Genomic DNA, 22,514 nt, shown 5'->3' on the forward strand with positions numbered 1-22,514 from the left:
AAACCCGCTCCTACAGGTAAATCACGGCCCTTGAAGCCTGTTTCATACCTGTGTGGGCGAGCCCGCGAAGAAGCCAGCGCAGTCGCTTAGCTGTCATACCCCAGGTTAGGCGCCAGCCAGCGCTCGCTTACGCTGATATCCTGGCCTTTGCGTGCGCTGTAACGTTCGATCTGGTCCTTGTCGACCTTGCCTACGGCAAAATACTTCGCCTGCGGGTGGGCGAAGTACCAGCCGCTGACCGCCGCCGCCGGGAACATCGCGAAGTGCTCGGTGAGGTACACCCCGCTTGGCCCGGTCTCACCGATGGCGGTGCCATCGAGCAGGCGGAACAGGGTTTCCTTTTCGGTGTGGTCGGGGCAGGCCGGGTAGCCCGGCGCAGGGCGGATGCCGCTGTACTGTTCCTTGATCAGCGCCTCGTTGTCCAGGTGTTCGTCGCGGGCATAGCCCCAGTGCTCTTTACGCACCTGCTCGTGCAGCCATTCGGCACAGGCTTCGGCCAGGCGGTCGGCCAGGGCCTTGACCATGATCGAGCTGTAGTCGTCGCCCTTGTCCTGGTAAGCCTTGGCCACTTCCTCGGCACCGATGCCGGCGGTGGTGATAAAACCACCTACGTAGTCGGTCACGCCGCTGTCTTTCGGTGCGACGAAGTCGGCCAGCGACCAGTTGGGCTTGCCGTCCGGCTTGATGGTCTGCTGGCGCAGATGGTGCAGGGTGGCCAGTGCCTGGCCGTCTTCGCCGTAGACTTCGATGTCGTCATCGGCCACCTGGTTGGCCGGCCAGAAGCCGAATACCGCGCGGGCGCTGATCAGCTTCTCGTCGATCAGCTTGTCGAGCATCTCGCGGGCATCCTTGTACAGCGCCGTAGCAGCCTCGCCAACCACCTCGTCGGTGAGGATGCGCGGGAACTTGCCGGCCAGGTCCCAGGAGATGAAGAACGGGGTCCAATCAATGTACTCGGCCAGGGTCCGCAAATCGATGTCTTCCAGCACCTTGACGCCGGTGAAGGAGGGCACCGCTGGCTGGTAGCTGGCCCAGTCGTACTGCGGCTTGGCAGCGATAGCCTGGGCGTAGCTGAGGCGCTCGGTGCGGGCGCTGCGGTTGGCGGTGCGCTCGCGCACGTCCACGTATTCCAGGCGGGTCTTCTCGACGAAGCCCGGCTTGAGTTCTTTGGACAGCAACTGGGTGGCCACGCCGACCGCGCGCGAGGCGTCGGTGACGTAGATGACTGCGTCGTTGCTGTACTTGGGCTCGATCTTGACCGCCGTGTGCGCCTTGGAGGTGGTGGCGCCACCGATCATCAGCGGCAGTTCGAAGCCCTGGCGCTGCATTTCGCGGGCAACGTGGACCATTTCGTCCAGCGACGGGGTAATCAGGCCGGACAGGCCGATGATGTCGCACTTCTGCTCGCGGGCCGTTTGCAGGATCTTCTCCGCCGGCACCATCACGCCAAGGTCGACGATGTCGTAACCGTTACAGCCCAGCACCACGCCGACAATGTTCTTGCCGATGTCGTGCACGTCGCCTTTCACCGTGGCCATCAGGATCTTGCCCTTGGCTTCCGGCTTGTCGCCTTTTTCGGCTTCGATGAAGGGGATCAGGTGAGCAACGGCCTGTTTCATGACGCGGGCCGACTTGACCACCTGCGGCAGGAACATCTTGCCCGCGCCGAACAGGTCGCCGACCACGTTCATGCCGTTCATCAGCGGGCCTTCGATCACTTCGATGGGGCGCGCGCACTGCTGGCGGCATTCTTCGGTGTCTTCGACGATGAACGCGGTGATGCCCTTGACCAGCGCGTGCTCCAGGCGTTTTTCCACCGGCAGCGAGCGCCACTCTTCGTTTTCCACTTCCTTGGTTGCGCCGCCACCCTTGTAGTCGTCGGCGATGGCCAGCAGTGCATCGGTGCCATGCGGGGTGCGGTTGAGCACCACGTCCTCGACCTTTTCACGCAGCTGGGCCGGGATCTCGTCGTAGATCTCCAGCTGGCCGGCGTTGACGATACCCATGGTCAGGCCGTTCTGGATGGCGTGGTACAGGAACACAGAGTGGATCGCCTCACGCACCGGGTTGTTGCCACGGAACGAGAACGACACGTTGGACACGCCACCCGAGCTCAGGGCGTGGGGCAGGTGGTCGCGGATATAGGCACAGGCCTCGATGAAGTCGACGGCGTAGTTGTTGTGTTCTTCGATACCGGTGGCGACGGCGAAGATGTTCGGGTCGAAGATGATGTCTTCTGGCGGGAAGCCCACTTCGTTGACCAGGATGTCATAGCTGCGCTGGCAGATTTCCTTCTTGCGCGCGGCAGTGTCGGCCTGGCCGACTTCGTCGAAGGCCATGACCACCACGGCAGCGCCATAGCGCTTGCACAGGCGGGCGTGGTGCTTGAACTGCTCGACGCCTTCCTTCATGGAAATGGAGTTGACGATGCCCTTGCCCTGGATGCACTTGAGGCCGGCTTCGATCACTTCCCACTTGGACGAGTCGATCATGATCGGTACACGCGAAATGTCCGGTTCACCCGCGATCAGGTTGAGGAACCGGACCATGGCCGCCTGGGAGTCGAGCATCCCTTCGTCCATGTTGATGTCGATTACCTGAGCGCCGGCCTCGACTTGCTGCAGGGCGACTTCCAGGGCTTCGGTATAGTTCTCTTCGCGGATCAGCCGGGCGAATTTGGCGGAGCCGGTGATGTTGGTGCGCTCACCGACGTTGACGAACAGCGACTGGCGGTCGATGGTGAACGGCTCCAGGCCCGACAGGCGGCAGGCCTTGGCGATTTCCGGGATCTCGCGCGGCTTGTACTTGGCCACGGCTTCGGCAATGGCCTGGATATGGCCTGGAGTGGTGCCGCAGCAACCGCCGATGATGTTGAGGAAACCGCTGGCGGCGAATTCTTCGACCACCGCGGCCATCTCGGCCGGGGTTTCGTCGTACTCACCGAAGGCGTTCGGCAGGCCTGCGTTGGGGTGGGCGGACACGTGGGTGTCGGCCTTGGTGGCCAGCTCTTCCAGATACGGGCGCAGGTCCTTGGCGCCGAGGGCGCAGTTCAGGCCCACGGAAATCGGCTTGGCGTGGCGCACCGAGTTCCAGAACGCTTCGGTGGTCTGCCCCGACAGGGTACGGCCGGAGGCGTCGGTGATGGTGCCGGAGATCATGATCGGCAGTTCGACGTTGTCGTCCTCGAACACTTGCTGCACGGCGAAGATCGCCGCCTTGGCGTTGAGGGTGTCGAAGATGGTTTCGATCAGGATCAGGTCGGCGCCGCCTTCGATCAGGCCGCGGGTGGCCTCGATGTAGTTTTCTACCAACTCGTCGAAGGTGACGTTGCGGAACCCAGGGTCGTTGACGTCTGGGGAAATCGAACAGGTTCGGCTGGTAGGGCCGAGCACGCCGGCAACGAAGCGCGGCTTGTCCGGCGTTTCCAGGGTCTTGGCATCGGCAACCTGGCGAGCGATGCGCGCGCCTTCGACGTTCAGCTCGTAAACCAGCGACTCCATGCCGTAGTCGGCCTGGGAAATCTGCGTGGCGTTGAAGGTGTTGGTTTCGAGAATATCGGCACCGGCATCCAGGTAGGCCTTCTCGATGGCGGCGATCACGTCCGGGCGGCTGAGCAGCAACAAGTCGTTGTTACCCTTCACATCGCTTGGCCAATCGGCAAAACGCGTGCCACGATAGTCGTGTTCCTCCAGACGGTAGCTTTGGATCATAGTACCCATGCCGCCGTCGAGGATCAGGATGCGCTCTTTGAGTGCGTTCTGGAGTGCTTGGAGACGAGCGCTGCGGTCGGACATAGGAACTACCTGGTCGGGCGAATATCAGAAGGTGCCGAATCATAACAAAGCTGCGCGGTTTTTAGGCATGTCGCCCATTTGCATGAAAACTGCTCATGTTGGGCGGGTGGAGGCAGCGCAAGGCACCCAGGACGACCAGGCAACAAATCGTGATGGCTTTCAAGAACCAGGACTTTCCGCACATGGTGCATCGTATCCTTGCCGGCGCCTTCGCCTTGCTCATCAGCGGCGCGGTATTCGGGCAGGCCCCCCAGTCGAGCCCGGCTATTTCCTACACCCGGGACATTCAACCGATCTTCACCGAGAAGTGCGTGGCCTGCCACGCCTGCAACGACGCCGCCTGCCAGCTCAAGCTGGAAAGCCCTGAAGGCGCGGTACGCGGGGCCAGCAAGGTCCCGGTGTACCAGGGCGAGCGGAGCAAGGCGGTGCCCACCACGCGGCTGTTCTACGACGCCCACAGCGAAGAGCAATGGCGCAAGAAGGGCTTCTACTCGGTGCTCGACAACCAGGGTGGTCAGGCCGCGCTGATGGCGCGCATGCTGGAGTTGGGCCACAAGACCCCGCTTACGCCCAACGCCAAGCTGCCCGAAGAGATCGTCCTGGGCCTGAGCCGCAACAACATGTGCCCGTTGCCCCATGAATTCGACGCCTATGCCGGCGCACACCCCAAGGAGGGCATGCCGCTGGCGGTGACCGGGCTGACCGACGACGAATACGCCACTCTGCGCCACTGGCTGGCGGCCGGTGCGCCGGTGGAGTACCAGCCGATCCAGCCGAGCGCGGCCGAAGCCAGGCAGATCGCAGAGTGGGAAGAACTGCTCAACCGCCCGGGTTCCACCGAGGCGCTGGTGGGCCGCTGGCTGTACGAGCACCTGTTTTTGGCGCACATCTATTTCGCTGGCGGCGAGCAGGGCCACTTCTTCCAGTGGGTGCGCTCGCGCACGCCAAGTGGCAAGCCGGTCGATATCATTGCCACCCGCCGCCCCAACGACCCGCCGGGCACGGACTTCTACTACCGGTTGATCCCGGTGCAGGGCGTGATCGTGCACAAGACGCACATCACCTACCCGATGGGGCCGCAGAAGCTCAAGCGCGTGAAGCAGCTGTTCTATGCCGGTGACTGGCATGCTGCCGCGCTTCCGGGCTACGGCCCGCGCCACCGGGCCAATCCGTTTGAAACCTTCGAGGCGATCCCGGCCGTGGCGCGCTACCAGTTCATGCTGGATAACGCCGAGTACTTCGTGCGCACCTTCATCCGTGGCCCGGTGTGCCGCGGGCAGATTGCCACTGACGTGATCCGCGACAACTTCTGGGCGCTGTTCCAGGAGCCGGCCTTCGATCGCTACATCACCGATGCCAAGTACCGGGGCGAGGCTACCCCGCTGCTGGCCATGCCTGGTCAGATCGATGACGTGGGCAGTGTGCTGAGCCTGTGGCACGCCTATCGTGACAAGCGCAACGACTACGAGAAACTGCGCCGTGAAGCCTATGCCGAAATGCCGGCACCGAGATGGTCGACGCTGTGGGCCGGTAACGACAATGCGCTGCTGAGCATCTTCCGCCACTTCGACAGCGCATCGGTGACCAAGGGCCTGGTGGGGGATGTGCCGCTGACCGTGTGGCTGTTCGACTACCCGTTGTTCGAGCGCACGTATTACCAGCTGGCGGTCAACTTCGATGTGTATGGCAACGTTTCGCACCAGTTGCAGACGCGCCTGTACTTCGACCTGATCCGCAACGGCGCCGAGGTCAACTTCCTGCGCCTGATGCCGGCCGACCAGCGCAAGGCGATCCTTGGCGACTGGTACCAGAACAGTGGCAAGGTGAAGATGTGGATGGATTATGAAGACATCGACACCGACACCCCGAGTGGCATCAAGCTCGACCCGCGCAACCCCAAGCGCGACTTTGGCCTGAAGCTGCTGCAGCGCACCGGCAGCCTGAATGCCGCACCGGACCCGATCAACCGCTGCCAGGGTGCGTTCTGCTCGCGGCCGCAGATGAGCGAAGAATTCCGCAATGCCGAGCAGTCGCTCAGCCGTCTGGTGTCGCGCCCGGCGGCCGGGCTGAAGGTGATCAACCAGTTGCCCGAGGCGACCATGCTGCGTATCGAAGGGCAGGACGGCCAGCGTCAGGTGTACAGCCTGCTGCGCAACCGCGCGCACAGCAACGTGGCGTTCCTGCTGGGTGAGGCGTACCGCTACCAGCCGGGGCTGGATACCCTGACCCTGTACCCGGGGGTGCTCTCCAGCTACCCGAACTTCATCTTCAACATCCCGACCAAGGATGTGCCGGAGTTCGTCGAGGACATGGAGTACGCCAAAGATGACGCGGCGAAGTTCGAGCGCATTGTCATGCGCTGGGGTGTGCGCCGCAGTCACCCGGCGTTCTGGCGCTATTTCCATGACCTGAACAGCTATATCAAGGAGACCGAACCGGTCGAGGCGGGCGTGCTGGACATGAACCGCTACGAGAACCTCTGATCGGGTTGGCTGACCTTTCCGAGTACCTTGCGGTCGGAACGGGTGGGTGGTCTTGATCGATTGCAAAGGGGGCTGCTTTGCAGCCCTTCGCGGGTGAACCCGCTCCTACAACAGGTACGGCGCTGCTCTCAAGGCTGGCGCTGGCCTCTGCACTCGATACGGGCCTCAATGCACCGCCAAGCGCAGGGTATTCCATGCTGTATTCGCTTCAGGCACTGCGGGCGTTCGCCGCCTGGGTGGTGGTCTGCCACCATTTCATGCAGATCTTCTTCGACTTCCACGCCACCGGCCCCATCGGCCAACTGCTCACCGACCGTGGCGCCGTAGGCGTCGACATCTTCTTCGTCATCAGTGGGCTGGTCATCTACCTGTCGACCCGCGACAAAACCATCGAACCACGCCAGTTCCTGCTCAATCGGGCGCTGCGCATCGTCCCTGCCTACTGGTTCTACACAGCCCTGATGGCCATGTTGCTGCTGGCATTCAGCCAATGGATGCCACATCAGGCGTTTGACTGGCGGCACCTGTTCCTGTCGCTGCTGTTCATCCCGGCGGAAAACCCAGGTGGCTATGGCCTGTACCCGACCCTGAACGTGGGCTGGACGCTGAACTTCGAGATGTTCTTCTACCTGCTGTTCGGCCTGGCCTTCCTGGTACGCCAACGGCATCACCTGCTGCTGGTGACTGCCGCTCTGTTGCTGGTCAGTGAGGTACTGGGGCGCATGGGCGTGGTCAGCCGCTTCTACAACAACGGCATCATCTACGAGTTTCTGCTGGGCATTGGTGTCGGCGTACTGTACCGCCGCGGGCTGATCCGTCAGGGGCGGTGGTTGCCGCTGGCGTTGCTGGGTGTGGCGGGCATGGCGATCTACTATCTGGACGCTTCCCAGCGGTTGCTGCACTGGGGGTTACCGAGTGCTATGGTCGTCCTGGCCTTCGTGGCCATGGAGCCGCTGTTCCAGGGCAATCGGCTGCTCAAGGCCCTTGGCGACTGTTCGTACTCGGTGTACCTGATACATGTGCTGGTGCTGTATGCCGGTTGGTTCGCCAGTCAGCGCCTGCATCTGAACCCGTTCCTGACATTTGCCCTGTGCGTGCCGTCCATTGGACTAATGTCGTGGTTCAGCTACCAGTGGCTGGAGCGCGGCCTGTACCGGCGAATGCAGGCCTGGCTGGCGGCGCAACGGGGGGCGGCCCCTGAATATGCGCTTTCCCGAGTCAATTGCTAGGACTTTGTTCGAAGGCTGGGTTGGCGTACACTTGGCCGCAAGTCTGTGAGGAACCTACATGAGCGCTATAACCATTACCGACGCCGCCCATGACTACCTGGCCGATCTGCTCTCCAAGCAGAATACGCCCGGCATCGGCATTCGCATTTTCATCACCCAGCCGGGCACCCAGTACGCCGAGACGTGCATCGCCTACTGCAAGCCGGGCGAAGAGAAGCCTGACGACACCGCCGTGGGTCTGAAAAGCTTCACTGCATACCTGGACGCCGTCAGCGTACCGTTCCTGGAAGACGCACTGGTCGACTACGCCACCGACCGCATGGGCGGCCAGCTGACCATCAAGGCGCCAAACGCCAAGGTGCCGATGGTCAACGAAGACAGCCCGATCAACGAGCGTATCAACTACTACCTGCAGACCGAGATCAACCCCGGCCTGGCCAGCCATGGCGGCCAGGTGAGCCTGGTGGACGTGGTCGATGACGGCATTGCCGTGCTGCAGTTCGGTGGTGGCTGCCAGGGTTGCGGCCAGGCCGATGTCACCCTGAAGGAAGGCATCGAGCGCACCCTGCTCGAGCGTATTCCGGAGCTGAAGGGCGTGCGCGACGTGACTGACCACAGCCAGAAAGAAAACGCCTACTACTGAGTTGAAGGCGGCTCCCTTAGCAACAAAGTGTTACGGTTTCAACCCCTGCGACAACAGGCCGCAGCCCGTATTCAAAGGGCTGCAGGCCATACCCGCCATGGTCGGGTAGAACCCCTCTGGGTGTCATGCCAGAATGCCCCGGTTTTTCGACCGGCCCGTCCCGAGGGCCGGCACCTTCCCTGTAAAGGATGGTTTCATGAATGATCTTTTGACCCGGCGTGCGGTTGTCGCCGGCATGGGCGTTCTCGGGCTTGGCCTGCTGGCAGGCTGCAGCCCGGCCCGGGGGCTCGAGTTCAAGTACGGCAAGAACATGAGCAACGAAATCCTCGGGCGCAAGTTCAGCCTCAAAGACCCGCAAGGTAACGTGCGCACCCTGTCGAGCTTCTACGGCAGCATGCCGATGGTCTTCTTCGGCTTCACCCAGTGCCCGGCCGTCTGCCCGACCACGCTGGCGCGGGCGGCGCAGATTCGCAAGCTGCTCAGGGGCCGCGACCGCGACCTGTTCCAGGTGGTGTTCATCACCCTGGACCCGGAGCGCGACACGCCCGAGGTGCTCGATGCTTACGTCAAGGCCTTCGACCCGACGTTCACCGCGCTGACCGGCACCCCCGAGGAAATTGCCGCCGTGGCCAAGGAATTCAAGGTGTTCTACGAGAAGGTTCCGGCCGGAGACACCTACACCATTTCTCACTCGTCCACCAGCTACGTCTACGATACACGTGGCACCCTGCGCCTGAGCCTGGGCCATTCCCTGAACGCCAAGGAATGCGCCGAAGATCTGGTCACCCTGATGGAGATCTGCTGAATGTCGATGCAACCGATCAAACGCGGTCTGGCTGCCCTGGTACTGATGGGGCTGGCCCTGCCGGCCCTGGCCCAGACCACCGTGAGTGATGCCTGGGTGCGTGCCAGCGTGCCGCACCAGCAGTCCACCGGTGCTTTCATGGTCCTGACTGCCAGCAGCGACAGCAAGCTGGTGGGTGTGGCTTCGCCCGTGGCCAAGACCGTGCAGGTGCACGAGATGACCATGAACGGTGACGTGATGGGCATGCGTGAGGTCAAGGCTATCGAATTGCCAGCCGGCAAGGCAGTGACCCTGGACCCGAATGGCCTGCATGTCATGCTGATGGGCCTGCACAATCAGGTGAAGGAGGGTGACAAAGTGCCTCTGACCCTGACCATCGAGGATGCCAAGGGCGCCAAGGAAACCCTGGAAGTTCAGGCACAAGTGCGTGCACTCAACGCCGACGCGAGTGGTGGGCATGATCACATGCACATGAACCACTGATAGATCAAAGGGCCGCGTTCAGCGGCCCTTTTCTTTTCAACTGCGCCTTTCAGCTACGAAAGCGCGGCAGCGGTCTGTCGAGGGTCAGCGACGTCAGGGTCTTGCGAACCTGGGCCTCATCGGCCTCCAGTGCCTTCAGGCTAGCGCGGATCTTGCCGGCGGCGGGCACATCGCCCTGCCGGTCGATCCAGTCGGCAATCTCCTTGCAGGCACTGCTCAGACAGGCCTGGCGCTGGTTCATCAACGACAGAAGGGTGGTGAGCTCTCTTTCGGACATGACAGGATCCTCCATTCAGCCTTGTCAGTGTAGCAGAGGGTTGGCCAGGCTCTTGCGGCCTTTGCAAGGCGCGCTGCGGCAGCTGCCAGTGGCTGCTCTTGCGGCGCAGTAACAACTCGTTACTTATAAACAGCATGTTTAAAGTTGATGCTCGTGCCGTGCAAGGGATTCAGGGCTCGGTATCTGAAAGTGACCTGTAGAAGTGCTCAACTGCACAGTCGGGAAAATGCCGTCGGGTCTGCATTCAAAGCATGGTTGTTGTAGGAAAATTCCGGGTTTCTGATTTTCGCTTGCAGAAAGCATCGGCGTTGTTACAACTTTCATGTTGAGCTCAATCCTGGCCGAGTCTTAGATTGAGTTGGCCAATATTTGGCAATCTCAATCGGCTCAAAGGAGTGCCCATATGAATCTACAATCCGAGTGTTCAGGAGCGATGTCGCCAGGAAGTACCCGCTAATGCTGGCATTGCGCCTTAACCCCGGAACGCGTTCGCTGTCGCTGGGCTACAGCTTTTCCAAATGTGGTGAATTTGCCTTCGAGGCTGCATTTGCCGTGGCGATCGTGTCCATCACAGATGCGGATATGCTTTTGATCGGCATCGCCTACTTTTTTCGTTACTTGCCAAGTGTGGTGTTTTCGCCATTGGGTGGCTGGCTGGCAGATAACGCCAACAAGAAACACACACTATTAGCAATTGAGGTGACAAAAGGCCTGCTGGCACTTTCCTTCTTTGCCTTGTTCAGCGTGTTCACGCCAGTATTACTTGCGTTGGTGGGCCTCGCAATGGTCATGACAGCGCTCGAATGCCTTTATGTGCCCACGTTTCGCGCGTACTTTCCGGACCTTGTCGAAAAGGATGAGTTAGCCACGGTGAACAGCGGTATCCAGGTAATCGAGGACGCCGCCTCGATCCTCGGGCCGCTGGTCTTTTCGGCCTGTGTGTTACTGCTGTCTCGAGAAGCCACTTTCTTGTTTTTTGCAATGTGCCTTGTCGTGTCGGCCATTTGTATCGCTACCCTGACGCCTGCCAGGCGTAGTGTCCAACAGGCATTCGATGGGTGCGCCATAATCAGGGATGCGGCGAGCAGTGTGAGTCAGTTGAGGGCCGGCAATGCGCCGTTGTTCGCTGTCATTGGCTGCACCACACTCTGTGCGATGTTCGCCACGTCGGTGATTCGCTTTATCCTTCCAGCATCGGTGCTGGAGCAGTTCGCCTCTGAAGCGGCGGTTGGATACGTGTTTTCACTGCTTGCGGCAGGCACGGTGGTGGGGGGCATGCTCTACACGCGCTTCAATCCGCGCACAACCGCAGGATTGGTGCTGCGTTACTGGATGCTCTATGGCGGGCTGTTTTTTGCTGCAGCAGTGGCGCTGCAATTCAATAACTGGCTGTTTCTGTTAATTCTGTTCCTGGTTGGCTTCATTGGTGCATTTGTCGATATCGCAATCGTGACCAACATCCAGTGCTTGTCGAGGGAGCATGAAGTGGGCAGGAATTTTTCCCTCTATTACTTCACCGCCGTGATGGGTGATGCCGTATCAGGATTGATTGCCAGTTTGGTCTTCGTGCTTGCGGGGCCGGCAACCTTTATCTGGATGACGCTCATGTTATTCATCGCGCCAGTGCGCTGGAACATGAAAGGACGTGGCCCAGATGTCGACAGCCGTACATAGCTTGGGCCTGGCGTATAGATGCAAGTTCGAGAGGGCGCTGCCGCCCTTTCATGCGCGTAGAGCAGAGTGAACGCAGGCTTGCCGATACGCCCCCGGGGTCACCCCATAGGCTTGCTTGAACTGCCGGCTCAAATGGCTCTGGTCGGCAAAGCCGAGGTCGAACGCCACTTGCGAAGCGGCCAGGCCGTGCTTCAGCATTTCGCGGGCGCGGGCCAGGCGGCGTTGCTTCAGCCAGGCATGGGGTGGCAGTCCGGTGGCCTGGCGGAACACCCGGGCGAAGTGGAACGGCGACAGGTTGACTGCTGCCGCCAGCGCTTCCAGTGAGGGCGGGTCGGCCAGTTGGCTTTCCAGCAGTTCGCGGGCGCGGGCTACGGCCAGGGGTTCGTGGCCAGGGGCCGAAGGCTCGGCGCACTGCCCGTGCCGCTGCACCAGGGCCAGCACCGCCTGGCGCCAGGCCGTCTGCTGCTGCAAGGCGCTGGCGCTGGCTTCGGACAACTGATGCAGCTGGCTGAACGCGAGGGCCAGGGCCGGGTCATGGATCACGCTGTCCTTGAAGCTGGGCATGCCGTGGCGGCCCAGTTCCAGTTCGTCGAGCACACCGGTCACCCGCTCGTGCTCGGGATAGAAGCCGCGATAACGCCAGCCGGCTTCATGGGCCGTAGCGCCGGTATGCAGTTCGTCGGGGTTGATCAGCACCATGCTGCCGACCGGTGCCAGGTGCTCGCTGCCGCGGTGCCAGAAGCGCTGGGCGCCCGACTCGATCACGGTGAATACATAGCCTTCGTGCACATGCGGGGCAAAGCGCTGCTGGTAGTAGCGAGCGTGCAGCATCTCGACGTCGCCAAGGGCTGGCGCCTGCCAGAGGTGTGTCTGCTCGCGCAAGGGCGGGCTCATGCCAGCCAGCTGCGCAGAAGGAAGAAGATCAACATGCTCACCAGCATGCTCAGCAATACGCTGCGGGTCAACAGCACCAGGGCGATGGCCACAAGGGAGCCCAGCAGGTAGGGGTTGAGCACGCTCAGGTTGAGCTGGTGGTCGGCCATGAAGATGATCGGGCCGCAGATGGCGGTGAGCATGCCCGGCACGGCAAAGCCGAGAAACTGCCGGGCATTCGAGCTCAGGCGCAGGGGCAGGCGCGGCTCCAGGAATGCGTAGCGGTTGAGGAACACGATGGCGCCCATGGCGAAAATCAGGATCCAGGTCATGCGCGGGCTCCGGCGAATTTCTGGCAGATGAACCCGGCGCACATGCCCAGCAGGCCTGCGACCACCAGGGCGGTTTCCCAGTGCCAGTAACTGAACAGCACCGAACAGAACAGCGACACGGCTACGCACACCACGGTGGCCAGGTTGCGCACCAGCGGCGCGATCAGGGCGACAAAAGTGGCGACAATGGAGAAATCCAGGCCGAACTGGTCCAGGTGTGGAATGTTCTGGCCCAGCAGTATGCCGGCCAGGGTGAACAGGTTCCAGGCGATGTAAAAGGTCAGGCCCACCCCCAAGGCATACCAGCGGTTGAATTGCTGCTGGTCGTACTGGCTGGTCAGGGCGAAGAATTCGTCGGTCAGCAGAAAGCCCAGGCCGAGCCGCCAGCGCAGCGGCTGGCTGGACAGTACCGGGCGCATCGACAGGCCATACAGCAGGTGCTGTGAGGTCAGCAGCAGGGTGGTGAGCAGGATCGATGCCAGGTTGGCCCCCCCTTTGAGCATGCCAATGGCCACCAGCTGCGCGGCGCCGGCGAAGACGATGGCCGACAGCCCCTGCCCCTGCCAGGCGCTGAGGTTGGCCTCGATGGCCATGGAACCGGCCAGCAGGCCCCAAGGGGCAACGGCCAGGGACAACGGGAGAATGGCAATGGCGCCGTGAAGAAAGGCTTGGCGGGCGATGTGGGGCATGATGGCTGCATGACGGCTACGAGGCAGGCCAGCATGACAGACGGGGCAGGGGATGGCTTGAACGATCTTGCTGGTCGAGGCGTGTTCGTCTCAACCTCAGTGGGCAACTGACAACAGGGCCGCAAGGCGGCCCCGAATGACCCTGGGTTATGGGCGGCTGGTCAGCAGCTGTTGCGCCGTTGCGCAGCCATTGATGTCTACGGCTTTCTGCAGCAGGCTCGTGCGCTGCTGTGGGTCGAGGTCGCCAAGCAGGCGGTACACCTCGGCCTGGTAGTCGCGCTGACGCCCCCACAGCATTTCCAGGCCTTGTGGCCGGCTGCGGTTGCAGGCCAGGCGCGTGGCCGGTTGCGGGTAGTAGGGGGCGTACACGGTGGCCATGCTGGGGATGGCCTCCAGCGCTGTACGGTACTCGCTGCTGACGTTGTAGGGCCGGCACCAGGTGGCGATGGCGGGCGCCGGTGCGGCAAAACCCTGCTGGAGGCTGGCTTCGAGCAACGGGCAGGCGGCGTCCGGGATTTGCGCGGCGGGCAGGTACGTCATGTAGTACAGCGCCAGGCGGTACTGTGCGACCGGGTGGCCAAGCGCTACCGATTTTTTCAGCAGGGCTACCGCCGTTGGCAACGTGTGGGCCATGGCCTGGCCCTGGCGGCTAAGCTCTGGGTCGCCGCCCGCTGCTGTGCGCAGCGTGCTGGCAGCGTCGTCCTGGTTATCGGCCTGCTCCAGTAGTGGCAAGGCCTGACGGTAGAGCAAGTCGGCATGAGGGTCGATGCGTACCTCCAGCGCTTGCGCGGCCAGTGGCAGCAGCGCAGCCAACAGCGGGGGCAGGCGTCGCACAAGGCTCACAGGCAAACCCCATGGATGGCCAGGTACGGATGGACGACTTCGGTGTTCATGGCGGTCAAACGTGCGCCTCGGGCAAATCGTAACGACGACCTATTCTAGCCACCCAAGGGGGGCGGCCGGAAGACCACTCGGCAACTGTCAGACGAGCTTGATCGGCGTGACCTTGCGCTGGGCATGTTTTTCCTGGGCCAGCCCAAGCTTGGCGGTGATCACCTTGGCCAAGGCATTGTTGCCCAGATCGTTCAGGTGCAGGCGGTCGATGAACAGGTCTGCGCCGAACACGGGCGAGCTGTCGAGCATGCAGTTCATGTCGTAGCAGGGCACCGGGTCGGCCTGGCTTTTGATGCGGCGGAAAAATGCCGAATGCAACTGTCTGTCGAATGCCCCCTCCAGCAGCCGGTCGAAGTTGGCCGGTTGTTGCTGCAGCGCGGTCAACATGGCTTGCTCGCCGGCGGGCAGGGTATCCCGACACCAGGGCAGCAGCGGTTGCAGGATGAAGGTGAGCGTGGCGTGGCTGTCTGCCAGCAGACGGTCCCATTGGCGCAAGGTGCGGCCAATGTTGTCGGCGGCACGGGCCAGTCGTTTTTCCGGTGAGGACAGTTGCCAGCTGACCGGGGCTGTGACCACGGGAGGGGCCAGCGCCTGGCCGATGCGCCGCCACAGCGACTGCCGACGGGGCGGTGCGCAGGGCTGCATGCCTTCGCTGAAACTGTTGAGAAAGGCCTGGTAGGCCTTGGCGTGCTGCGGGTCGTTGGTACCTGCGAGGACTTCACTCAGGGCTTCGTGGGCCAGGCTGTTGAGGCCACTGAGCACCACCACATGGCCGAGCTGGCCAAGGCGGTGCTGGTGGGTCAGGAACATCATCAATTCCTGGGTGGCGTTGAGCCCGCAGCCGGCCAGGCTCAGCCAGACTTCGCCCGTGAGCATCGACAGGTGCGAGGCCACCGTGTGTTCGTCGGAGCTGGCGCCGATGCCCAGGGCTGTGGAGCCGCCGACCAGCAGGTTGATGCGCGACGCACCACCGTGCTCGGCCGCCGAAAAGCGCTTGCCGGCGCAATGGCTGTAGCGCAAGCCAAGGGCATCGGTGTTGATGGTGCCGGAGCGGTAGCCGGTTTCGTGCACATGCAGGGTATAGGGGGCACGGCGACTGCCCAGCAGGAGAAAGCGCTGGTAGTCCTGCTGCAGCGGCGAAGGAGACGGGCGCGTGTCAGTCGTGGTCATGGTCTCTCCTTCGCTTAAGCCGGGTACTTTGCAGCAGATTCAGGCCGCCAGTTCCTTGAGGTTGTACAGCAGGCCGCCGGCGGCGATCAGCAGCAGGGCGACGCCCGACGCCAGGCTGATGATGCGGTTGCTGCGCTGCGAGGCGATCTTGCCGATGGCGAAGATGTACAGGCTGAGCACGGCGAAATCGATGGCTACCCATAGCAGCGACAGCACCACCATGCTCTTGCCGAACGATTCGGTGATCTGAATGAACTGCGGGAAGAAGGCGATGAAGAAAATGATGTCTTTCGGGTTGGAAATGCCCACCATGAAACCTTGCATCAGCCCACCGCGCCCAGCCTTGGGGGCCTCGCTCGCCGCGTCTGACGCGGGTGCCTGCAGGGCGTCCCTCAACGTGCCCATGGCAATGTAGCCGATGAACAGGCAGCCCAGCAGGCTCATGGTGCTGAGCCATGTTTTGTCGATGGCGGCACTGGTGAGGATGATCCACGCTGCCGCGCCGATCAGCACCAGTGATGCCCAGTTGGTGCCGACGGCGGTGAACATGGCCTTGCGCGAGCCGGAGGCGGCCGCAGTGTTGACGATCAGTGCCACCACCGGGCCGGGAGTGGCGATCAGTAGCAGCACGGTGAGGGCGTAGGTGGCGGTGAGTGCGGTATTCACGGTCAGTTCTCGATCAGTATGTCGGGTGTCGCCTGGTGTGCGGCATGGGCGTGGAAGGGGCAGCGTGACGGGTTGAGCGAGCCTGCCTCCTGCAGTTGATACTGCTTCCACTCGTAGTTGTCGGTATCGCCGAAAAAGCCAAGGGTGTCGGGCACAACGCCGTCGTTGTAGTGGTGCACGCGCTCGCGAATCCGTTCGCGGATGCGCTTGCCACTCTCGGTGCTGGCGTTGGCCACTTCGTCGAAGTTCTCCCGCGGGTTGATGACGAAGGTGATGTGCTGGCCCAGATTGCGGCTTTTCATCTGCTGATGGCCGGGGAAGTTCATGTTGATGAACAGTGGCATGCCGGCATAGCAGAATGACCAGCCGGTATCGTCGGGATCGGTCGGGATGCCCTGCGGCCAAGGGTGCGGGTCGCGCGCATGCACGCCGCGCAGTACCTTCCAGGCCAAGGCCTGTTGCTCGGCCAGGCTGCTGCCGGCGGCGGTTTCGAGAAACACCACCAATGGGCTGCCGATGCGCTGCTTGGGTGCGATCGGTGCGACGGTGCGCACATAATTGGCCAGGCCCTGTGCGATATCATCGGCCAGTTGTTCGGCGCGGGCGAAGAGAATGTGGCAGGTTTCGCCGTTTACCGCCTTGCGGCCGAACAGGCAGGGGAATTCGGGGTTGGCGAGAATACTGCGAAAGTGTTCTATGGTTTTGAACGTCCAGTGTTGCATGGTGTGACCATGTTCAGCGGCGAGCTCCAGCGCATCCAGGCGATAGCAATTTCCATATCCCGTAAACATGATTTCCCCAGGCGTTGATTTAAGTGAACGTTCCAGTCACATGCAGGCAGGATCTTGGTTATGTTTGTTATTTACCGGCATTTTCCGAGACGCTCCTGTCGTTGTAAAACGCGTGGAGTTATGACCTACTATTAGTCTTACTCATGCTCGGGACGCCGCCATGTCGGAACGGATTCAGGCCTTGCACGCGCTGCGTGCCTTCGAGGTGGCCTCTCGCTATGGCTCTTTCACCCGCGCTGCTGAGGAGCTGGCCCTGACCCAGGGCGCCGTCAGCCACCACATCAAGACCCTCGAAGCCCTGTTCGGCTGCGACCTGTTCGAACGTCGGGGCCCGAAACTGAGCCTGACCGAGCACGGCCGCCTGCTGGCGCAAGAGCTGAAGGTCGGCTTCAAGATCATCGAAAATGCCTGCGCACTGCTGCGTCAGGATCGCTACGGGCTGCGCCTGAAGGCGCCGTCCACGCTCACGGTGCGCTGGCTGCTGCGGGCGCTTGATGCATTCAAGAAGGTCGAGGACAACTGCAGCGTGCAACTGTCCAGTGTGTGGATGGATATCGACAGCGTGGACTTCTATTCCGAGCCCTACGACTGCGCCATTCTCCTGGCCAGCGGGCGTTTTCCTGCCGATATCGAGAGTTTCAAGCTGTTCGATGAATGGCTGATCCCGGTATGCCATCCGGATTACATGACGCAGGCACAACCGCAACTGTCCGACCTGCCCCGATGCGAGTTCCTGCACCCGTCACCCGACCGGCGTGACTGGCGGCGTTGGCTGGCACGAATGGATGCGCTGGACATCAGCATCGACCAGGGGCAGGTGTTCGATACCCTCGACCAGGGCATATCGGCCGCCCAGCAAGGCTTAGGCATTTCAGTGGTCGATCTGGTACTGGCCAGCACCGACCTGGCCGCCGGGCGCCTGGTCACGCCTTTCAAGCATGCCGTGGCCACCGGCGACGGTTACTACATGACCTGGCTCAAGGCCAGCCCAAAAGCGCGGCAAATGCACAAGCTGCGTGACTTCCTGCTCGGCCAGGTACCGCCGCTGGCCTACAAGGACATCAACTACCTGTACGGTTGAATACCCGATCGAGCATGAAGTCGATGAATACCCGTAACTTTGGCGGCATCTGCCGCCCGGACGGCCACAGCAGATAGAAGCTGCCGCGCCGTTCCATGAAGTCGTCGAGGACACTGACCAGTGAGCCATTGCCCAATTCACGACCCACGTTGAAGTCCGGCAGACAGGTAATGCCGCGGTGGTTCAAGGCAAAGCAGACGCGTGTTTCGACGTGGTTGCAGACCATCGAGATGGGGATGTCATAGGCGTGCTCGGGATGCTCCTGGCGCAGCGGCCAGGTTTCCAGCTTGCCGTTGCTGGGGAAGCGATAATGCAGGCAGGTATGCGCTGCCAGGTCGCGTGGGTGCAAGGGTGTGCCGCGTTCGCGCAGGTACTCGGGCGAGGCTACCAGGCGGTGCTGAAAGTGCCCGAGGAATTTGGCGCTGAGCCGGGAATCCACCGGCTGCCCGCCGCGCATCACCACATCGAAGCCTTCACCCACGATATCCACCATGCGGTCGGAGAAGTCCAGGTCCAGTTCAACCTGTGGGTACAGGGCCATGAACTCGGCCAGGGCCGGCATTACCAGTCTGGTCACCTGCGGCATGCTCACCCGCAGGCGCCCGCGCGGCGTTTCGCTGGCCTGCGACAGCTCCTGCTCGGTGGCTTCGATTTCGGCAAGGATGCGCCGGCTGCGTTCGAGGAACATCGTGCCCTCGGCAGTGAGGGTGATGCTGCGTGTGCTGCGGTGGAACAGGCGCACGCCCAGGCGGCTTTCCAGGCGCGCCACGCGTTTGCCCACTGCCGAGGCACTGATCCCCAGTGACTGGCTGGCGGCAACGAAGCTGCGGGTTTCAGCCACCCGATTGAAGACCACGAAGCCGCTGAGGCTGTCCATGTCGCACTCCTGATTGCGGACGCTGATGTCCTGGGTGAGCGGCATTGTAACCGTCTTTTTCCGCAATGGCCTGGTCTTGCAGACTGTTCGCCTCGTTTCCCACTCAAGGCATTTGCAATGTCCCAGACATCTTCCGCACCGGTGCTGGCCGCCAGCAACGAACGTCTGCCCGTTGGCGGGCTGCTGGCGCTGGCCATGACCGGTTTCATCGCCATCCTCAGCGAAACCCTGCCGGCGGGTCTGCTCGACCAGATCGCCGATGGCATGCACATCAGCCAAGCTATGGCTGGGCAATGGGTCACGGCGTATGCCTTGGGCTCGTTACTGACCGCCATCCCGTTGGTGACGTTGACCCAAGGCTGGTATCGGCGCCGGGCGCTGTTGCTGGCGATCATCGGCTTCGTGCTGTTCAACGGGCTGACGGCCTTGTCGGACTCCAACACGCTGACCCTGGTGCTGCGCTTTTTCACGGGGGCTGCGGCCGGCCTGGCATGGGGCCTGATCGCTGGCCATGCCCGGCGCATGGTGCCGGTGCCGTTGCAGGGCCGGGCCATGGCCCTGGCCATGCTCGGTCAGCCGATTGCCTTGTCGCTCGGCTTGCCGATTGCGACCTGGCTGGGAGCGGGGCTGGGCTGGCGCGCGACGTTCGTGGTCGTCACGTTGGTGGCGTCGCTGCTGGTGGTGTGGGTGTTGCGATCCGTGCCGGACTACCCGGGGCAGGCTGCCGGCAAGCGCCCGGCGGCCATGCAGGTATTGCGCACGCCGGGGGTGTTGATCGTATTGCTGGTGATCCTCACCTGGATCCTTGGCCATAACATTCTCTACACCTATATCGTGCCGTTGCTGGCGGCGGCTGGCATGGCTGCGGACATTGGCCCTGTGCTGATGGTGTTTGGTCTGTCGGCGCTGGCCGGGATCGGCCTGGTAGGGCTGCTGGTCGACCGACACCTGCGCAAGCTGGTGTTGCTGAGCCTGGCCGGTTTTGCCTTGGCCACGCTGGCATTGGGGCAGGCATCGTCGTGGCTTGTGTACTTGAGCATCGCCTTGTGGGGAATGACCTATGGCGGCGCCCCGACCCTGCTGCAGACAGCGTGCGCCGACGCCGCAGGCCCGGGTGGTGACGTGGCGCAGTCGATGCTGGTGACGGTGTGGAACTGCGCCATTGCCCTGGGCGGGATCATTGGCGGATTGCTGCTGGCTGGGGCCGGCGTGGCGTGGTTTGGCGGGGTGGTGCTGGGGTTGATCGCCTTGGCCTGGCTGCTTGCCGTGGCCGGGCGGGGAAGCGGTTTTGTGGCGGGGAGGCGCTAAAACACTCATGCCAGGCACGACACAGGTAGAATAACGCCATCTACAGACAATCCAGAGGTCGACGCAGTGGAGTTGCAGCAGGGTTTTGTCCTGACCCGGCACTGGCACGATACGCCGGAAGGCACCTGCGTGGAGTTCTGGCTGGCCACCGATGCCGGGCCGCGGCTGTTGCGGCTGGCGGCGCAGGAGTCGGTGGCTTTCATTCCTCAGGCGCAGGCCGAGCATGCCCGTGTGCTGCTGGCCAACGAAGCAGGGACCAAGCTCAAGCCACTGCGCCTGAAGGACTTCGAGCATCGCCCGATGCTCGGCCTGTATGCCCGCCAGCATCGCCAGTTGATGCAACTGGAGCAGCGTCTGCGCACGGCCGGTATCGACGTGTTCGAGGCCGATATCCGCCCGCCGGAGCGTTACCTCATGGAGCGCTTCATCACGGCGCCGGTGCAGTTCACTGGTCAGCCGGATACGCAGGGCGTTTACCGGGACGCCCAGCTCAAGCCGCAGCCAGGCTATCGCCCGGCGCTGCGCCTGGTGTCGCTGGACATCGAGACCAGCGAGCGTGGCGAGCTGTACAGCATCGCGCTGGAGGGCTGTGGTCAGCGCCAGGTGTACATGCTCGGCCCGGCCAACGGCGATGCCAGCGGGCTTGACTTCGACCTGGAGTATTGCGCTGATCGCGCCGCCTTGATCACCCGGCTCAACCAGTGGATGGCCAGGCATGACCCGGACGCGATCATTGGCTGGAACCTGGTGCAGTTCGACCTGCGCCTGCTGCATGAGCACGCCAAGTCGTTGCAGGTGCCACTGGCCCTGGGGCGCAACGGTGCGGTCATGACCCTGCGCAGCCATGCCGGTGGCGGCCATGTTTTCGCCGATGCGCCGGGACGGCTGCTGATCGATGGCATCGAGGCGTTGCGTTCGGCCACCTGGAGCTTTGCCTCGTTCAGCCTGGAGAACGTTGCCCAGACCCTGCTGGGTGAAGGCAAGGCCATCGACACGCCGTACCAACGCATGGACGAAATCAATCGCCGCTTCGCCGAAGACAAACCGGCCCTGGCACGCTACAACCTGAAGGACTGCGAACTGGTCACGCGCATTTTCGCCCATACCCGGCTGCTCGACTTCCTGCTCGAACGTGCCTCGGTGACGGGATTGGCCGTGGACCGCAGCGGTGGGTCGGTAGCCGCGTTCTGTCACTTGTACATTCCACAGATGCACCGCCTTGGCTTTGTCGCGCCCAGCCTTGGCAGCCGCCCTGACGAAGCCAGCCCCGGCGGGTTTGTCATGGATTCGCGGCCAGGGCTTTACGACTCGGTGCTGGTGCTGGACTACAAGAGCCTGTACCCGTCGATCATCCGGACCTTTCTCATCGACCCGGTCGGGCTGATCGAAGGCCTGCGTCAGCCTGACGACGCACATTCGGTCGAGGGCTTTCGCGGTGGGCGGTTTTCACGCACACAGCACTGCCTGCCAGCCATCGTCGAACGGGTGTGGCAGGGCAGGGAAGCGGCCAAGCGCGAGGGCAATGCGCCGCTGTCGCAGGCCTTGAAAATCATCATGAATGCCTTTTATGGCGTGCTTGGCTCCAGCGGTTGCCGTTTCTTCGACCCGCGCCTGGCGTCGTCGATCACCATGCGCGGCCACCAGATCATGCGCCAGACCAGGTCCCTGATCGAGGCGTGTGGCTACGATGTGATCTACGGTGACACCGACTCCACCTTTGTCTGGCTCAAGGGTGCCCACGCCGAGGCAGACGCGGCGCGCATCGGCCGCGAGCTGGTGGCAAAGGTCAACCAATGGTGGCAAGCCCATCTGCACGAGACCATGAACCTGCAGAGCGCCCTGGAACTGCAGTTCGAGGTGCATTACCGACGCTTCCTGATGCCCACCATCCGCGGTACCGATGAAGGCAGCAAAAAGCGCTATGCCGGCCTGGTGCAGCGGGCCGATGGTTCGCAAGAGATGGTTTACAAGGGCCTGGAATCGGTGCGCACCGACTGGTCACCGCTGGCCCGGCAGTTCCAGCAGGAACTCTACGGCCGAGTGTTCCGCAGCGAGCCCTACCGTGATTATGTCCGCGAGTACGTGCGGCGAACGTTGGCGGGCGAGCAGGACGAACTGCTGGTTTATCGCAAGCGCCTGCGTCGCCCGCTGGCCGATTACCAGCGCAACGTGCCGCCGCATGTGCGTGCCGCACGCCTTGCCGACGACTACAACAAGCGTCTGCAGCGCCCTCTGCAGTACCAGCGTGGGGGCTGGATCAGCTACGTGATCACCACCGCCGGGCCTGAGCCGCTGGAAAACCTGCAGGCACCGATCGACTACGATCACTACATCAGCCGTCAGCTACTGCCGGTGGCCGACGCCATCCTGCCCTTTGTCGGCGATGATTTCGCGCGCCTTACCGACCATCAGTTACTGCTGTTCTGAACAGGTGGTAGATAGCTA

At 62.5% G+C, this 22,514-nt stretch carries 19 protein-coding genes; 9 read left to right on the top strand and 10 right to left on the bottom strand.

Annotated features, from left to right (window positions below):
• Positions 1-86: 86 nt before the first annotated feature.
• Positions 87-3,794 (bottom strand): methionine synthase, encoded by a 3,708-nt coding sequence (gene metH / locus ACK59Z_RS14065; protein WP_004573789.1) that lies wholly within the window; start codon positions 3,792-3,794, stop codon positions 87-89.
• 182 nt (positions 3,795-3,976) lie between these two features.
• On the opposite strand from metH, the gene ACK59Z_RS14070 reads away from it, so the two are divergent.
• The 5 genes from ACK59Z_RS14070 to ACK59Z_RS14090 all read left to right on the top strand — a co-directional run bounded on the left by ACK59Z_RS14070 (position 3,977) and on the right by ACK59Z_RS14090 (position 9,437).
• Complete coding sequence (locus ACK59Z_RS14070) at positions 3,977-6,277, top strand: fatty acid cis/trans isomerase (protein WP_409293299.1); 2,301 nt, start codon at positions 3,977-3,979, stop codon at positions 6,275-6,277.
• Positions 6,278-6,471: 194 nt separating this feature from the next.
• Positions 6,472-7,506, top strand: a complete 1,035-nt coding sequence (locus tag ACK59Z_RS14075; RefSeq protein ID WP_108191375.1) for an acyltransferase — start codon at positions 6,472-6,474, stop codon at positions 7,504-7,506.
• A gap of 58 nt (positions 7,507-7,564) precedes the next feature.
• Positions 7,565-8,149 carry a Fe-S biogenesis protein NfuA gene (gene nfuA / locus ACK59Z_RS14080; RefSeq protein WP_003250416.1) on the top strand — a complete coding sequence of 195 codons (585 nt, stop codon included), beginning with the start codon at positions 7,565-7,567 and terminating at the stop codon, positions 8,147-8,149.
• Between the two features lie 196 nt (positions 8,150-8,345).
• The gene (locus ACK59Z_RS14085) at positions 8,346-8,954 is read left to right on the top strand and encodes an SCO family protein (protein ID WP_003250418.1); all 609 of its coding nucleotides are present in this window, start codon (positions 8,346-8,348) and stop codon (positions 8,952-8,954) included.
• Complete coding sequence (locus ACK59Z_RS14090) at positions 8,955-9,437, top strand: copper chaperone PCu(A)C (RefSeq protein ID WP_108191376.1); 483 nt, start codon at positions 8,955-8,957, stop codon at positions 9,435-9,437.
• A gap of 49 nt (positions 9,438-9,486) precedes the next feature.
• Here the strand turns inward: ACK59Z_RS14090 and ACK59Z_RS14095 are convergent, their stop codons facing one another.
• The gene (locus ACK59Z_RS14095; protein WP_003250422.1) at positions 9,487-9,714 is read right to left on the bottom strand and encodes a hypothetical protein; all 228 of its coding nucleotides are present in this window, start codon (positions 9,712-9,714) and stop codon (positions 9,487-9,489) included.
• 456 nt (positions 9,715-10,170) lie between these two features.
• Between ACK59Z_RS14095 and ACK59Z_RS14100 the strand changes: the two genes are divergently transcribed.
• Positions 10,171-11,388, top strand: coding sequence for an MFS transporter (locus tag ACK59Z_RS14100; protein WP_108191377.1), 1,218 nt, complete (start codon positions 10,171-10,173; stop codon positions 11,386-11,388).
• A gap of 48 nt (positions 11,389-11,436) precedes the next feature.
• On the opposite strand, the gene ACK59Z_RS14105 is transcribed toward ACK59Z_RS14100, so the two are convergent.
• The 7 genes from ACK59Z_RS14105 to ACK59Z_RS14135 all read right to left on the bottom strand — a co-directional run bounded on the left by ACK59Z_RS14105 (position 11,437) and on the right by ACK59Z_RS14135 (position 16,803).
• Positions 11,437-12,282: an AraC family transcriptional regulator gene (locus ACK59Z_RS14105; RefSeq protein ID WP_003250425.1), complete on the bottom strand. Its 846-nt coding sequence runs from the start codon at positions 12,280-12,282 to the stop codon at positions 11,437-11,439.
• Positions 12,279-12,593: an AzlD domain-containing protein gene (locus ACK59Z_RS14110; protein ID WP_004573763.1), complete on the bottom strand. Its 315-nt coding sequence runs from the start codon at positions 12,591-12,593 to the stop codon at positions 12,279-12,281. The genes ACK59Z_RS14105 and ACK59Z_RS14110 overlap by 4 nt, the downstream gene beginning before the upstream one ends.
• A complete protein-coding gene (locus tag ACK59Z_RS14115) occupies positions 12,590-13,282 on the bottom strand; it encodes an AzlC family ABC transporter permease (protein ID WP_014861809.1) in 693 nt (230 codons plus the stop codon). The genes ACK59Z_RS14110 and ACK59Z_RS14115 overlap by 4 nt, the downstream gene beginning before the upstream one ends.
• Positions 13,283-13,429: 147 nt before the next feature.
• A complete protein-coding gene (locus ACK59Z_RS14120) occupies positions 13,430-14,125 on the bottom strand; it encodes a hypothetical protein (RefSeq protein ID WP_019752017.1) in 696 nt (231 codons plus the stop codon).
• 138 nt (positions 14,126-14,263) lie between these two features.
• Entirely contained in the window at positions 14,264-15,346 is a 1,083-nt protein-coding gene (locus ACK59Z_RS14125) for a hypothetical protein (protein WP_019752016.1), read from the bottom strand.
• Between the two features lie 39 nt (positions 15,347-15,385).
• Positions 15,386-16,012 carry a LysE family translocator gene (locus ACK59Z_RS14130; protein WP_003250434.1) on the bottom strand — a complete coding sequence of 209 codons (627 nt, stop codon included), beginning with the start codon at positions 16,010-16,012 and terminating at the stop codon, positions 15,386-15,388.
• Between the two features lie 2 nt (positions 16,013-16,014).
• The gene (locus tag ACK59Z_RS14135; RefSeq protein WP_014861807.1) at positions 16,015-16,803 is read right to left on the bottom strand and encodes a YqcI/YcgG family protein; all 789 of its coding nucleotides are present in this window, start codon (positions 16,801-16,803) and stop codon (positions 16,015-16,017) included.
• A 160-nt stretch (positions 16,804-16,963) separates the two neighbouring features.
• On the opposite strand from ACK59Z_RS14135, the gene ACK59Z_RS14140 reads away from it, so the two are divergent.
• Positions 16,964-17,884 (top strand): LysR substrate-binding domain-containing protein, encoded by a 921-nt coding sequence (locus ACK59Z_RS14140; RefSeq protein WP_003250438.1) that lies wholly within the window; start codon positions 16,964-16,966, stop codon positions 17,882-17,884.
• Here ACK59Z_RS14140 and ACK59Z_RS14145 read toward each other — a convergent pair.
• On the bottom strand, positions 17,865-18,761 hold the full coding sequence (locus ACK59Z_RS14145) for a LysR family transcriptional regulator (RefSeq protein ID WP_003250440.1): 897 nt from the start codon (positions 18,759-18,761) through the stop codon (positions 17,865-17,867). The genes ACK59Z_RS14140 and ACK59Z_RS14145 overlap by 20 nt on opposite strands.
• A 117-nt stretch (positions 18,762-18,878) precedes the next feature.
• On the opposite strand from ACK59Z_RS14145, the gene ACK59Z_RS14150 reads away from it, so the two are divergent.
• Positions 18,879-20,069, top strand: a complete 1,191-nt coding sequence (locus tag ACK59Z_RS14150; RefSeq protein ID WP_108191379.1) for an MFS transporter — start codon at positions 18,879-18,881, stop codon at positions 20,067-20,069.
• A gap of 66 nt (positions 20,070-20,135) precedes the next feature.
• Positions 20,136-22,496 (top strand): DNA polymerase II, encoded by a 2,361-nt coding sequence (locus ACK59Z_RS14155; protein ID WP_108191380.1) that lies wholly within the window; start codon positions 20,136-20,138, stop codon positions 22,494-22,496.
• Positions 22,497-22,514: the final 18 nt, after the last annotated feature.

This window comes from Pseudomonas sp. KCJK9058 (genome assembly GCF_046230975.1).
Classification (GTDB): Bacteria; Pseudomonadota; Gammaproteobacteria; order Pseudomonadales; family Pseudomonadaceae; genus Aquipseudomonas; species Aquipseudomonas alloputida.

Bases quoted from the DNA above. Each gene is read 5' to 3' on its own strand.
- metH (WP_004573789.1), bottom strand. From the start codon at position 3,794: ATGTCCGACCGCAGCGCTCGTCTCCAAGCACTCCAGAACGCACTCAAA.
- ACK59Z_RS14070 (WP_409293299.1), top strand. From the start codon at position 3,977: ATGGTGCATCGTATCCTTGCCGGCGCCTTCGCCTTGCTCATCAGCGGC.
- ACK59Z_RS14075 (WP_108191375.1), top strand. From the start codon at position 6,472: ATGCTGTATTCGCTTCAGGCACTGCGGGCGTTCGCCGCCTGGGTGGTG.
- nfuA (WP_003250416.1), top strand. From the start codon at position 7,565: ATGAGCGCTATAACCATTACCGACGCCGCCCATGACTACCTGGCCGAT.
- ACK59Z_RS14085 (WP_003250418.1), top strand. From the start codon at position 8,346: ATGAATGATCTTTTGACCCGGCGTGCGGTTGTCGCCGGCATGGGCGTT.
- ACK59Z_RS14090 (WP_108191376.1), top strand. From the start codon at position 8,955: ATGTCGATGCAACCGATCAAACGCGGTCTGGCTGCCCTGGTACTGATG.
- ACK59Z_RS14095 (WP_003250422.1), bottom strand. From the start codon at position 9,714: ATGTCCGAAAGAGAGCTCACCACCCTTCTGTCGTTGATGAACCAGCGC.
- ACK59Z_RS14100 (WP_108191377.1), top strand. From the start codon at position 10,171: ATGCTGGCATTGCGCCTTAACCCCGGAACGCGTTCGCTGTCGCTGGGC.
- ACK59Z_RS14105 (WP_003250425.1), bottom strand. From the start codon at position 12,282: ATGAGCCCGCCCTTGCGCGAGCAGACACACCTCTGGCAGGCGCCAGCC.
- ACK59Z_RS14110 (WP_004573763.1), bottom strand. From the start codon at position 12,593: ATGACCTGGATCCTGATTTTCGCCATGGGCGCCATCGTGTTCCTCAAC.
- ACK59Z_RS14115 (WP_014861809.1), bottom strand. From the start codon at position 13,282: ATGCCCCACATCGCCCGCCAAGCCTTTCTTCACGGCGCCATTGCCATT.
- ACK59Z_RS14125 (WP_019752016.1), bottom strand. From the start codon at position 15,346: ATGACCACGACTGACACGCGCCCGTCTCCTTCGCCGCTGCAGCAGGAC.
- ACK59Z_RS14135 (WP_014861807.1), bottom strand. From the start codon at position 16,803: ATGTTTACGGGATATGGAAATTGCTATCGCCTGGATGCGCTGGAGCTC.
- ACK59Z_RS14140 (WP_003250438.1), top strand. From the start codon at position 16,964: ATGTCGGAACGGATTCAGGCCTTGCACGCGCTGCGTGCCTTCGAGGTG.
- ACK59Z_RS14145 (WP_003250440.1), bottom strand. From the start codon at position 18,761: ATGGACAGCCTCAGCGGCTTCGTGGTCTTCAATCGGGTGGCTGAAACC.
- ACK59Z_RS14150 (WP_108191379.1), top strand. From the start codon at position 18,879: ATGTCCCAGACATCTTCCGCACCGGTGCTGGCCGCCAGCAACGAACGT.